Consider the following 12,760-nt stretch of genomic DNA (forward strand, 5'->3'; position numbering starts at 1 on the left):
TGATATATAGATTTGAATAATATGAAGTGAGATCTCGTAATGGTCAATACGAATAGGAGGTTTTGAAATGCTGAAGATGGTAAAAGATCAGGAATGGTACGATAAAATTCATCAAAATCCGTTATTTATAAACACATCAGAAAAGGAATTTGATCAGTTATTGATTGAATGTAAGCTGAAAATGTATGAAGAAGCGGAGAAATCTAACTATTTCAAAACACCCCAAGAAGGTTTACTAATCGTGTTGAAAGGATCCGCAGAAGTTCAAATAGAAGGACAAGACGGCAGTTCAGTAACATTAGAATTCATTCAAGAAAATGAAGTTATTGGCTTTTCCAATTTTGCTTACTACTTAGGGGAAATGGCCCGACCGCTTGATAAACATCATATTGATATGGTCGTTGCTGAAGGCTCCGTTTGTCTCCAAGTTCCATATGAAGTAATTAAACATCGAATGGACGATCAAAATGTACGAGATTATGTCTTGCGTAAAATGTCGATTCGTTTGGCGAATGTCTATACCTCATTAGGGGAACAAGTCCGTTTGGCTGATGAATATGGTGAGAGTGAACCGTATGTCCGTCGTGTACAGGATTTCATGAGCAGTCCAGTCGTGACAATTCACGCGGAAGCAGAAACGAGAGAAGTAGCGGAGTTGATGATTAAACACTCCATCAGTTCTAGTATTGTTACAGATCAGTCGGGTAAATTGCTTGGAATCGTAACGGAAAAAGATCTAGTCGAACGAGTGATAGCGGAAGGAGGTTCTGCGATCGGACTGAAGGCGAAAGATATCATGACGAAAAATCCGCATACGGTTAAGGTTACCGATTATTATTACGAGGCCTTGACGAAATTTTATAAACATGGAATCAAGCATTTGCCAGTAGTCAAAGCAGGGCAGCCTGTAGGAATTGTGACTTTTGCCACGTTGATGACGAAACGCGATCGTAATTCCATGAATATCTTAAAAACCATAGAAGAAGCTTCTTTCGAAAATTTGCCTGTCGTTAAAGCGGCAATTTACGATGTGTTGTCCAATTTAATTCAGGATGAAATTTCAACCATTCATACATTGGAAATCATTACGAAGTTCTATGATCGTCTAGCGAAGCATTGCGTTATGCTGGCCGTACAGTCACTTGAAGATCAAGGGAAAGGGGCGCCACCTGTTGCGTTTGCCTGGTACCAGATGGGCAGTGGCGCACGTGGTGAACAGTTTATGCTAACTGATCAGGATCATTTCCTTGTCTATGAAGATGTGTCGAGAGAGGAATCCGAGCAAGTAGAGAACTATTTCGAACTTCTTGGCAACGAAATTGTCGTTCATCTTGAACAAGCGGGCTATACTAGATGTATCGGATTCATGATGGCGAGTGAATCGCAGTGGCGCGGCACTATGGCAATTTGGCACGAACGTATTCGCCAATGGGCGCTGCGGTCTACGCCTGAACAAATCTTGCTCGGATACAACTTCCTGTCATTCCGATTTCTCTACGGTGAAACTGCTGTCAATGATCGCTTTATCCTAATGGTACAGGATTTGTTGAGGAAATCAGCTACATTTATTTACTATATGGCACAACAGGAAAAAGAGAAACCAATACCACAATTGCAACAAAATTTTTTGAACATTTTCAGGGGACGCAGTAAAGCGGATGTGATCGATATTAAGAAACATGCTCTATTCCCACTTCATCATTGTTTGCAAATTTTAGGGGTCAGTAATGGGATCATCAATGCAACACCTCTCGAGATTATTTCAGCTTTGCAAAAAAAGAGAAAAATCACGAAAGACTTTGCGGAAGAAGTTCGCCATGCATATGAAATATCTTTGAGTATTAGAATTTCCATGTCGTGGGAGAAACATTTACGGGGTGAGAAAATTTCTACAGAAATCGACTTGCGCAAACTGAGAAGATGGGAATTAAATGAATTACGTACAACGTTAGATACGGTCAGAGCACTTCAATCACATTTATTATCAAAACTTTAAGAAAGTGTAGATCAAGGTCCCTGTAAAAAATTCGTGCATATTGTACTATAGAAGTAGGGGGCGAAATCATGTTTTGGAAAAAGAAAAAATTAACATATGAATTGCAACAATCGATTCAGCTAAATACGCCGCTGCAAGAAATGAATTTCACAGTGTTTGATACAGAGACTACTGGTTTTGCAATTGGTGCAGACGATCGAATGATTGAGATAGGTGCCGTACAAGTTGAAGGATTTAAAGTTACGGATCATGTATTTCAAACATTTGTGAATCCATCAAGAGATATTCCTCCTGTCATCAGCAAGCTAACCACTATACAGCAGTCACAAGTCGACTATGCACCTATGCCTCTTCCAGCTATCGAAGAATATTTTGCCTTTATAGAAAAACATAAAAGTGCAGGCTGGGTTGGGCACCATGTCAATTTCGATGAAATGGTGATTAAGAAAGAATTAAGCCGTCAGAAATGTACATTTCAAACCCCTACATCATTCGATACGATGCATTTGATTAATTACTTGGATCCTACGGGTGAGCAACAGGACTTGGAAGACTATGCGCGTCTATTCGGCACAGAAGTATTTGAACGACATCGTGCATTAGGCGATGCGTTGACAACGGCACATGTATTTACAGCGTTATTAAGGAAGCTCGATCGTCAAGGTGTAAAAACACTGGCAGATTTACTGCGTATTAAAAATGGTGGAGCACAAAAATTTGTTTCTCAAACGTAAATTCAGTTACCGGGTTCGTCATTCAATGAAACGTGAGTGGCGGGCTCATTTGGTTGTTGTGGTATAGTAGAAATTACAAAGTGGAACAATGGGTGGGGGACGTGGAGATATGAATAAACGTCAAGCGATTTTATTGATCATCATTATTCTGGCTATTGCAGTGTATTGCTGGATATTGTTTTTTGAGTTGCCGAATAAGACTGTGGAAAACGCAACGACATACATAGGGTCATTCAATAGTTATATTGTATAGAAAGGGAGCAGATACATTTGGATATAATTATCATTACAGGTGCATCAAAAGGAATCGGTCAACAATTACTCAGCCAATTTAAAGAAACCGGAGCAACGGTGTATGGTTTGGCGCGGACGAATCCAGATCAGCTACATACGATGTATGAAGTAGATCTCTTAGACTGTGAGAAAGCGACTGCTATCCTCGGAGGAATAGTGGGTCAACATCTTGATGAAGCTAGTTCTTTCACATTGATCAATAACGCGGGTATAGTGGATCCGATTAGTTTGGTAGGTTCATTGGATACTGAAAAAGTAGAGCAGGCAATTAAAGTGAATTTAACGACACCGATTCAATTAATGAATACATTTATCGATTCGTTGAAAGAGTTCAAAGGAACGAAAAAGATCATGAATATCTCTTCCGGAGCAGGCCGCAGTGCGTATGAAGGCTGGGGAATTTATTGTACGACGAAAGCTGGACTTGATCAGTTTTCACGTGTCATTGCACTGGAGCAAAAGATGGCAGACTATCCAACCGGAATTGTTTCCATCGCACCAGGAATTATCGATACGGGGATGCAGGAGGCGATTCGTTCATCATCTGAAGAACAGTTTCCCCATTTGAAAAAGTTCGAGGCTTATAAGAGGGAAGGTCAGTTAAGCTCAGCCGTTGAAGTAGCAGAAAAACTTGTGCGGTTTGTGAACGAAGTGGACTTCTTGGAAATAGATCCTATTGCAGATATTCGTAAATTTGATTGAGTAAAAACCCGTTGCCACATTTTGTGTGGCGACGGGTTTTATGATTCTCCGGCTTCTAACTTCCGCACTTCCGTAAAATCTTTCATTTTCTCGAGTGCAAGTAGAAATGGAGGGTTTCTTCTTTGATTTAGCAATTCATAGCGGACGGCATGCACGTCACCTTGGTGTAAAGTCGAAACATAGTCAAGCAATGCATCACGTTCTTCACTGCCACCTTCATGTCCGTCATAGACAGTAATTGTAATGATTCCGGATTTTTTCAGCAAACTTAGCAATGCCTCGATTGCTGCAATCGTAGAGGATGGAGTCGTGATGATACTAGGATCTTCGCTGTATGGTAAATACCCTAAGTTGAACATAGCACCGCTGATCCCACCCTGTACGTATTGATGAACATTCGCATGGCTATCATGAATGAGTGTAGCGCGATTAGCTAGCTCACCAAGATGTCGCTCCGTTATTTCAAGTGCTTGCTGTTGAATATCAAATGCGAAAACTCGTCCTTCGTCACCAACTAAGTTAGCTAAGAAAAGTGTGTCATTGCCATTCCCGGCGGTCGCATCGACGACTGTATCTCCAGGCTGCACGCGTTCCGTAATTAGCCGTTTCGCAATCGGCAGTACGCGGTGCAGTAATATGTTTGTCACATTATTTCACCTCTTGCAGATGTTTTTTTCCTTGCCAGCTATTGCGTCTTTCCAGTTCTTCATCAATTCCATTCAGTACTTCCCATTTCGTGACGCTCCACATCGGTCCGATTAATAAATCGATTGGGCCGTCACCTGTGATGCGATGCACGATCATTTCGGGAGGCATGATTTCTAGTTGATCGACTACTAAATTGATGTAGGCTTCTTTCGTTAAAAATTCCAGTTTGCCTTTTTCGTATTGTTTTACCATAGGTGTCCCTTTTAATAAATGCAATAGATGAATTTTGATGCCTTGTACATCAAGCTTGGCAACTGCTTGTGCGGTTTCCATCATCATTTCTTCTGTTTCACCAGGTAAGCCGTTAATGATATGGCTACAAATATTAATATTATGCTTACGTAACTTGTCGACACCTTCTTGATAGCATTGGAAATCATGTGCACGGTTGACGAGTTTTGCAGTTGATTCATGTACAGTTTGCAAGCCCAGTTCTACCCATAGATAGGTGCGTTCATTGAGTTCAGCCAAATACTCTACGACGTCGTCAGGCAGGCAGTCAGGACGCGTAGCGATGGATAATGCCACAACGCCTTCTTGTGCCAATGCCGCTTCGAACTTTTCTTTTAGAACGGGAAGAGGCGCGTGTGTATTCGTATAGGCTTGGAAATAGGCCATGTATTTCGCATCTTTCCATTTACGCTGGGATCGTTCTTTAATTTCAGCGAACTGGACTTCAATTGCATCTACGCGATCTCCTGCAAAATCACCTGATCCTGCCACGCTACAAAACGTACAGCCACCATGTGCGACAGTACCGTCACGATTCGGGCAGTCAAACCCTGCGTCAAGCGCAACTTTCGCGATTTTGCAACCGAATGTATCCTTCAAATGTCTTGACCATGTATGGTATCGTTTCCCTTCACTTGGAAACGGAAGATTGATTTCATTCATTATGTACAGCTCCTTTACATCAGACATTGTACCACGGAATATACAGTGATATCACTCAACAAACCGCAGGAACTACTTAGTATACGACAAAAAGCAACAGAGAAGGCTTGTATTCAGCTTGCGTTTCGGGTAAACTGAAGAAAATAATGAAGGCCATGATGAGGAATAGTACTTCTTACGCTACTTTTTAGAGAGCAGACGGTTAGTGCAAGTCTGTATTAGTGAGGAACGAACTCACCTTTGAGCCTGTATTGGTGAATACTTGTAACTAATACCGTACTCCGCGTTAAGGATTCAAGTTGGATGGCGTAGTCCGTCAATTTGGGTGGTACCGCGGGAAACTATATAGACTCTCGTCCCTTTATCGAGGGACGGGAGTCTTTTTTTATCTGTACGCACCAATACAAGAAAAGAAATCGAATCATATTGGAGGAGTTTTTGACATGAGTTATAAACACACGCAAATTGAAGAGAAATGGCAAAAGTATTGGAAAGATCACGATACATACAAAATGATTGATGATCCATCCAAGCCTAAATTTTATGCACTGGATATGTTTCCCTATCCGTCAGGCGCGGGTCTGCACGTTGGACATCCGCTTGGCTATATCGCAACAGATATTCTAAGTGCATTTAAACGTAAACAAGGATATAACGTATTGCATCCAATGGGCTGGGATGCGTTCGGATTGCCTGCTGAGCAGTATGCGATTGATACAGGAAATGATCCAGCTGAATTCACTGCGAAGAACATCGCCACATTCAAACGCCAAATGCAAGATCTTGGATTTTCTTATGATTGGTCTCGTGAAATCAATACAACGGATCCAAGCTATTATAAATGGACACAGTGGATTTTCATTCAACTATATAAACGTGGCCTTGCGTATATTGACGAAGTAGCTGTCAACTGGTGCCCAGCACTAGGAACGGTACTGGCGAATGAAGAAGTCATCGACGGATTATCTGAGCGTGGAAATCACCCCGTAGAACGTCGTCCGATGCGCCAATGGGTATTGCGTATTACGGAATACGCAGATCGTCTTTTAGAAGACTTGGATGAGTTGGATTGGCCTGAAAGTCTAAAAGATATGCAGCGTAACTGGATTGGTCGTTCTGAAGGTGCTCAATTAAAGTTTGAAATTGCGGACACTGAGCATTCATTCGAAGCATTCACTACACGCCCCGATACGATTTTTGGTGCGACGTATGCCGTGTTGGCTCCTGAACATAAATTAGTTAGCGCGATCACTACGGATGCGCAGCGTGAAGCGGTAGAGAATTATATTGAGTCAGTAAAATCAAAAAGTGATCTTGAGCGTACAGATTTGGCAAAAGACAAATCGGGCGTATTTACTGGAGCCTATGCTATCAACCCTGCGAGCGGTACAAAAATGCCGATCTGGATCGCGGATTACGTATTGGCTACTTATGGCACAGGTGCGATCATGGCAGTTCCTGCACATGATGAACGCGACTATGAGTTTGCGAAGAAATTCGAATTGCCGATTGTGGAAGTGGTTGCAGGCGGAAACATTGAAGAAGAAGCGTATGCAGGTGAAGGTGAGCACGTCAACTCGGACTTCCTAAATGGTTTAGGGAAAGAAGAAGCTATTTCTAAGTCCATTGAATGGTTCGAAGAAAATGGTACGGGCGAACGCAAAATCACATATCGTCTGCGCGATTGGTTATTCTCCCGTCAACGTTATTGGGGCGAGCCGATTCCTGTCATTCATTGGGAAGATGGCACGATGACGACTGTCGATGAATCGGAATTGCCGTTGATGTTGCCGGTAACCGACAATATCAAACCGAGCGGAACAGGTGAATCACCACTTGCCAATATTACGGAGTGGGTCAATGTCGTCGATCCGAAAACTGGCATGAAAGGTCGTCGTGAAACGAACACAATGCCACAATGGGCAGGAAGCTGCTGGTATTACTTGCGTTATATCGATCCGAATAATGAAGACATGATAATCGATCCGAAATTGGCTGAGCGTTGGTTGCCAGTTGATATCTACGTAGGGGGAGCGGAGCACGCAGTTCTGCATTTATTGTATGCTCGTTTTTGGCATAAAGTATTGTACGATATCGGTGTTGTCCAAACGAAAGAGCCGTTCCAAAAGCTCTTCAACCAAGGGATGATCTTAGGCGAAGGACATGTGAAAATGTCCAAGTCGTTAGGTAACGTCATCAATCCAGATGATATCGTTCATTCACACGGTGCAGACACATTACGTATTTATGAAATGTTCATGGGACCACTTGATGCATCGAAAGAATGGTCTACAAATGGTCTAGACGGATCACGTCGTTTCCTTGATCGCATTTGGCGTCTACTCGTCAATGAAGACGATACATTGACAGATAAATTGACGGATGAAACAGGCGGACCTCTAGAGAAAGTCTATAATCAGACAGTCAAAAAAGTGACCGAAGATTACGAAGCTATGCGCAATAACACAGCGATTTCTCAATTGATGGTCTTCATCAATGAAAGCTATAAGGCCGAGAAGTTGCCAAAAGCATATATTGAAGGATTCCTTTTATTAATTTCACCTATCACGCCTCACTTGGCTGAAGAGCTGTGGTCGAAACTAGGTCACACGGACACGATTGCCTATGCGCAGTGGCCAACATTTGATGAAACAAAATTATCGGATGACACAGTGGAAGTGGCGGTACAGATCAACGGTAAGATTCGTGCGAAAATCACTGTAGCGAAAGATAGCTCGAAAGAAGAGTTAGAGCAAGTGGCTTTGGCAAACGAAGACGTGAAGCAGTGGATGGAAGGTAAGGAATTGAAGAAGATCATTGCGATTCCTGGACGCCTTGTCAATATTGTAGCGGGTTAATGAAATGCAAAAAGCCGGTTGGAGATTTTTCTCTGACCGGCTTTTTCGTTTTATTCCATGCGTTTTGCGATCAACTTGTTGGATTATGTGCTCTATTGTGTGGGTTCAGCGCTCAATGTGGCGCGCTAACCGCTCTATGGGACGGAGTAAGCGCTCAATGCGGCACGTTAACCGCTCTATGGGACGGGGTAATCGCTCAAAGCGGCGCGCTAACCGCTCTATGGGACGGGGTAAGCGCTCTAAGCGGCACGCTAACCGCTCAATCGCACGTGTCAACCGCTCTATACGATTATTCCGTTCGGCTCAATAATCCCGCATTCATTCCCGCCAGACGTCCTGTCACAAGAGCAGCAGTAATATTATAGCCGCCCGTATATCCGTGGATATCTAAAATTTCTCCACAGAAGAATAATCCTATTTTTTTACGTGAAGCCATCGTCTTTGGTTCTACTTCTTTTACTGAAACACCGCCGCCCGTAACGAAAGCCTTCTCGATCGGTTGCGTACCTGTAATGTATACAGGGAATGTCTTAAGGAGCTTTGCGAGTGTACGTATAGCCTCACGCTTAATATCTAGGCCGATTTCGGTTTCCTCGATTTCTGCTTTCTTCAATAAAAATAGCAACCAACGTTCAGGCACGAGACCTTTTAATGAAGTTTTCACTTGCTTTTTGGGTTCGTCTTTTAAAATGTTTGCGATGGTTTGTGTCAATTGTTCTTCATGTTGATCAGGTATTGAATCAATTTGCAGCAAGACGGGCTGTTTGCCGTTCTTCATCTGCTCTTTGACAACATATTGGCTACAGCGTAAAATCGCAGGTCCACTTAATCCGAAATGGGTGAAGAGCATGTCCATTTGATGGGTAACAAGCGTTTTCCCTTTTTTATTTACTACAGACACTTTCACGTCACGTAACGCAAGACCTTGTAAATCTTTTGAGACAATAAATGGTTCGCGTGACAGCAACGGAACTTCGGTCGGGTACAATGTCGTTACGGTGTGGCCCGCTCGTTCAGCCCAGGGGTATCCATCACCAGTGCTGCCTGTTTGTGGAACGGCTTTGCCGCCAACTGCAACGACTACTGCATGAGCGCGTATTTCTTCACCGTCTTCTAAGCGAACGCCGAGAACCTTTACGTCATCCATTATTAATTTCTGTACTCGACTTTCCAATCGTATGTCCACGCCTAGTTCATCCATCTGATTCAATAGGGCGTTTACGACGTCTTTTGATTTATTTGAAACGGGAAACATCCGTCCGTGATCTTCTTCTTTTAACGGAACGCCAAGACCTTCGAAGTAGTGGATGATATCCTGGTTGTTAAAGACGGAGAATGGTCCATATAAAAACTTCCCGTTTCCCGGGATATGTTTAATAATTTCTTCTTGTGATAGTCGATTTGTGACGTTGCAGCGACCACCGCCTGAAATGGCTAGTTTGTTGCCGAGTTTCCGTCCTTTCTCAATCAATAAAACCCGTTTTTTTTGTTCGGCGGCTGCAATGGAGGCCATTAAACCTGAAGGTCCGCCACCAATTACGATAACATCATACATTGTAGAACCACTCTTTCATTTCATTTTGTCTTTCATTATACACTATATGGGCTTGGTTGCTTTTTGATTTGGACTGTAGATAAAGATTGTGCAAAAGCGTGTCGAGGGGTAAACTATACAAGAATCTCTTTAGGAATGGAAGGAATCAATTATGGCATCAAATTTATTGAAAGGCACGGCCATTTTAACGATTGGCTTATTTTTATCGAAGGCACTCGGCTTACTCTATGTAATTCCGTTTTATGCAATCGTTGGAGAAAAGAGTGTCGGTCTCTATCAATATGCATACATACCTTATAATCTAGCGCTAGCAGTAGCAGTATCTGGGGCTCCGCTGGCAATATCGAAATTCGTCTCGAAGTATAATGCACTAGGCGATTATGCGACCGGCAGGAAATTAATGAAATCGGGTATGCTTGTCATGTCGATTACGGGCTTCCTATCATTTCTTGCATTGTTTTTACTTGCGAATCCTATTGCGCAACTTGTCATTAAAAGTGATGAACAGATTTTCACCGTACAGGATATCACAACCGTTATCCGATGGGTCAGCTTTGCGCTGCTTGCTGTTCCGTTGCTCAGTATTGGACGCGGTTTTTTACAAGGCTATCAAAAGTTCGAACCGACTTCTGTTTCCCAATTAATTGAACAGATTGTACGAATTGTTGTTGTGCTCGTTGGAGCTTTCCTAGTCGTCAACGTACTGGATTTATCACCAAAAATCGCTGTGCAGTTTGCAGTGTTTGCTGCATTTATCGGAGCGCTCGCTGGTTTATGGAGTCTCTACTATTACTGGAAAAGATATCAGGATGAATTTGATTATTTATTATCAAATAGTCCGCCAGCGAGTTCAGTGTCGTTAAAACAAATTTATACAGAAGTCCTCGCGTACGTCCTGCCATTTGTATTGGTCGGTACGATTAATCCGATTTATCAATTTGTCGACATGATTACATTCAACGGCGCTATGAAATCAATCGGACTTTCAAGTGTTTCCGATTTATATTTAACAAAACTGAACTTTTTAACACATAAGATCGTGATGATTCCCGTGATGGTCGCGACAGGATTTTCTATGGCGCTCATCTCGATTATCACGAAAGATTATACGTCTAACAATGAAAAGGGCATCACACGGTCACTCGATCAAACGTATCAGATCATGCTGTTCTTAACGATTCCAATGGTCATTGGGTTAATGGTCTTAAGCAGTGAAGTCTATCAATTCTTATATGCGTATGATGTGGCAGGAGCAAGTGTTTTAGCATCCTACGCACCGGTAGCGATTCTATTTGCGATGTTCACCGTAACGGCTGCCATCTTGCAAGGAATTGATCATCATAAATGGATCGTCTTCACTTCATTGCTCGGGTTGCTAGTGAAAATGCTGATCAACATTCCACTCATTAAAATGTTTGAAGTGAACGGCGCAATTATAGCCACCGCAATTGGCTACTCGGTAGCGGTGTGTATCAATTTATTCGTCATCAAAAAAGCATTGAATTATAAATCTGAAATGGTTATCAGACGCTTGTTTTTAATATTGGCTTTCAACGCAGTGATGTTTGCTGGCGTTTGGCTGACGAATAAAGGATTAAACATGGTACACATTCCAGTAGGACGTTGGCAAGCTTTGTTGTATGTCATGATTGGATCAGGCGTCGGAATGGTGATTTACGGATTCTTGGCTATCAAATCAGGACTTGCACAGCAATTATTTGGAGATCGTCTAACACGTATTATGAGACGCTTTGGACTTGGAGGTTAATCAATGAGACTCGATAAATTATTATCAAATACAGGTTATGGTTCACGTAAAGAAGTTCGACAACTGTTGAAAAAAGGAATGATTCGGGTCAATGGGGCAGTGATGAAAGATCCTGCCCAGCACGTGGATCCAAATTCAGACGCGATTTCATTGCTCGGTGAAGAAGTCGTCTATAGAGAATTCATCTACTTGATGATGCATAAACCGCCTGGCGTCTTATCTGCGACAGAAGACAACCGGGATCAAACAGTCGTGGATTTGCTTGGAAATGAAGAACGACATTTTGAGCCGTTTCCCGTAGGTCGTTTGGATAAGGATACAGAAGGGTTATTGCTGCTGACGAATGACGGAAAGCTTGCACATAATTTATTATCACCGAAGAAAGAAGTGCCGAAAACGTATTATGCGAGAGTGGCTGGAATGGTAACGGAAGAAGATACCGAAGCTTTTGCGCGTGGAGTGATTTTAGACGATGCTTATGAAACGAAGCCAGGCATTCTCCACATATTGCATGCTGCTGAAGAGTCGGAGATTGAACTGACGATTACAGAAGGCAAGTTTCATCAAGTGAAGCGGATGTTTGAAGCGGTAGGGAAAAAAGTGGTGTATTTGAAGCGTTTAACCATGGGGCCGCTTGAATTAGATCCGGATTTAGAACTAGGGGAATACCGTGAGCTAACAGAAGCGGAATTGCTGCAATTAAAAGAGCTAGATCGTTCCAAGCAAAAAGGCTGATGCAAAAGCGTCAGCCTTTTTTGCGTTGTAAATGTGTATATAGGAGGCTAAATCAGGAAGATAATTTCACTTTCTTGGAAGTCGTCGTCCATTCGCCGCGGACTGAGCTCTTAATCAATTCATTGTACTCGAGAACGTTTAAGTCACGTTGAGCAGTGCGGGGTGAAATATTGAATTCATCCGCCACGGCCTCCGTTGTTACTTTTCCGTTATCTCGAATGAACAGATAGACATCTTTGATACGAATTAACATGCGATCGGTAGCTGGGTTCATCTAAGAAACCACTCCTTCATCTTCATATTTTCACGCCAACCTTGCAAAAGAAGACTGTTGGGGTATTCTTTGACATTATCTTTCCTGATCTGCTCCTTATGGTTACGCTATGCCAGAATAGTAAGTGAATGATTCTGACAATAGTAGTATAACGTATTTTACGTAAAAGCGCACATGTTTTCGCTTATACTTTTGAATAAATCAGAATACATAGATTACTAGTTACCGAGTTAGCGTTAGTT

Annotated in this window: 11 protein-coding genes and 1 other annotated feature; of the genes, 7 read left to right on the forward strand and 4 right to left on the reverse strand. The window is 42.4% G+C overall.

What is annotated here, in order from left to right; genetic code table 11:
* The first annotated feature begins 67 nt into the window (after positions 1 to 67).
* The 4 genes from CSV70_RS06650 (at position 68) to CSV70_RS06660 (ending at position 3,726) form a co-directional block, all read left to right on the forward strand.
* On the forward strand, positions 68 to 1,996 hold the full coding sequence (locus tag CSV70_RS06650) for a DUF294 nucleotidyltransferase-like domain-containing protein (protein WP_099628749.1): 1,929 nt from the start codon (positions 68 to 70) through the stop codon (positions 1,994 to 1,996).
* Between the two features lie 68 nt (positions 1,997 to 2,064).
* Entirely contained in the window at positions 2,065 to 2,730 is a 666-nt protein-coding gene (locus CSV70_RS06655) for a 3'-5' exonuclease (RefSeq protein WP_099627114.1), read from the forward strand.
* Between the two features lie 109 nt (positions 2,731 to 2,839).
* A complete protein-coding gene (locus CSV70_RS16435; RefSeq protein ID WP_157111219.1) occupies positions 2,840 to 2,983 on the forward strand; it encodes a hypothetical protein in 144 nt (47 codons plus the stop codon).
* 17 nt (positions 2,984 to 3,000) lie between these two features.
* Positions 3,001 to 3,726 carry an SDR family NAD(P)-dependent oxidoreductase gene (locus tag CSV70_RS06660; protein WP_099628750.1) on the forward strand — a complete coding sequence of 242 codons (726 nt, stop codon included), beginning with the start codon at positions 3,001 to 3,003 and terminating at the stop codon, positions 3,724 to 3,726.
* A gap of 38 nt (positions 3,727 to 3,764) precedes the next feature.
* On the opposite strand, the gene mnmM is transcribed toward CSV70_RS06660, so the two are convergent.
* A complete protein-coding gene (gene mnmM, locus CSV70_RS06665; RefSeq protein WP_099628751.1) occupies positions 3,765 to 4,373 on the reverse strand; it encodes a tRNA 5-(aminomethyl)-2-thiouridylate-methyltransferase MnmM in 609 nt (202 codons plus the stop codon).
* 1 nt (position 4,374) lies between these two features.
* On the reverse strand, positions 4,375 to 5,328 hold the full coding sequence (mnmL, locus tag CSV70_RS06670) for a tRNA modification radical SAM protein MnmL/YtqA (RefSeq protein WP_085131275.1): 954 nt from the start codon (positions 5,326 to 5,328) through the stop codon (positions 4,375 to 4,377).
* Positions 5,329 to 5,474: 146 nt separating this feature from the next.
* Positions 5,475 to 5,692, forward strand: a binding site (T-box leader).
* Positions 5,693 to 5,771: 79 nt separating this feature from the next.
* Here mnmL and leuS point away from each other — a divergent pair.
* Positions 5,772 to 8,186: a leucine--tRNA ligase gene (gene leuS / locus CSV70_RS06675; protein ID WP_099628752.1), complete on the forward strand. Its 2,415-nt coding sequence runs from the start codon at positions 5,772 to 5,774 to the stop codon at positions 8,184 to 8,186.
* Between the two features lie 289 nt (positions 8,187 to 8,475).
* Here leuS and CSV70_RS06680 read toward each other — a convergent pair whose 3' ends face one another.
* Positions 8,476 to 9,741, reverse strand: a complete 1,266-nt coding sequence (locus CSV70_RS06680) for a BaiN/RdsA family NAD(P)/FAD-dependent oxidoreductase (RefSeq protein WP_099628753.1) — start codon at positions 9,739 to 9,741, stop codon at positions 8,476 to 8,478.
* 151 nt (positions 9,742 to 9,892) lie between these two features.
* Here CSV70_RS06680 and CSV70_RS06685 point away from each other — a divergent pair, with 151 nt between their 5' ends.
* Both CSV70_RS06685 and CSV70_RS06690 read left to right on the forward strand, forming a co-directional pair.
* The gene (locus CSV70_RS06685) at positions 9,893 to 11,509 is read left to right on the forward strand and encodes a putative polysaccharide biosynthesis protein (RefSeq protein WP_085131272.1); all 1,617 of its coding nucleotides are present in this window, start codon (positions 9,893 to 9,895) and stop codon (positions 11,507 to 11,509) included.
* Between the two features lie 3 nt (positions 11,510 to 11,512).
* Complete coding sequence (locus CSV70_RS06690; protein WP_099627117.1) at positions 11,513 to 12,244, forward strand: pseudouridine synthase; 732 nt, start codon at positions 11,513 to 11,515, stop codon at positions 12,242 to 12,244.
* A gap of 52 nt (positions 12,245 to 12,296) precedes the next feature.
* Here CSV70_RS06690 and CSV70_RS06695 read toward each other — a convergent pair whose 3' ends face one another.
* A complete protein-coding gene (locus tag CSV70_RS06695) occupies positions 12,297 to 12,518 on the reverse strand; it encodes a DeoR family transcriptional regulator (protein ID WP_085131270.1) in 222 nt (73 codons plus the stop codon).
* Positions 12,519 to 12,760: the final 242 nt, after the last annotated feature.

The organism is Sporosarcina sp. P25 (assembly GCF_002743235.1).
In the GTDB taxonomy this organism is placed as follows: Bacteria; Bacillota; Bacilli; order Bacillales_A; family Planococcaceae; genus Sporosarcina; species Sporosarcina ureae_B.

Coding starts and splice junctions, on each gene's coding strand:
- CSV70_RS06680 (WP_099628753.1), bottom strand. CDS start 9,741: ATGTATGATGTTATCGTAATTGGTGGCGGACCTTCAGGTTTAATGGCC.
- CSV70_RS16435 (WP_157111219.1), top strand. CDS start 2,840: ATGAATAAACGTCAAGCGATTTTATTGATCATCATTATTCTGGCTATT.
- mnmL (WP_085131275.1), bottom strand. CDS start 5,328: ATGAATGAAATCAATCTTCCGTTTCCAAGTGAAGGGAAACGATACCAT.
- leuS (WP_099628752.1), top strand. CDS start 5,772: ATGAGTTATAAACACACGCAAATTGAAGAGAAATGGCAAAAGTATTGG.
- CSV70_RS06655 (WP_099627114.1), top strand. CDS start 2,065: ATGTTTTGGAAAAAGAAAAAATTAACATATGAATTGCAACAATCGATT.
- CSV70_RS06685 (WP_085131272.1), top strand. CDS start 9,893: ATGGCATCAAATTTATTGAAAGGCACGGCCATTTTAACGATTGGCTTA.
- CSV70_RS06690 (WP_099627117.1), top strand. CDS start 11,513: ATGAGACTCGATAAATTATTATCAAATACAGGTTATGGTTCACGTAAA.
- CSV70_RS06650 (WP_099628749.1), top strand. CDS start 68: ATGCTGAAGATGGTAAAAGATCAGGAATGGTACGATAAAATTCATCAA.
- CSV70_RS06695 (WP_085131270.1), bottom strand. CDS start 12,518: ATGAACCCAGCTACCGATCGCATGTTAATTCGTATCAAAGATGTCTAT.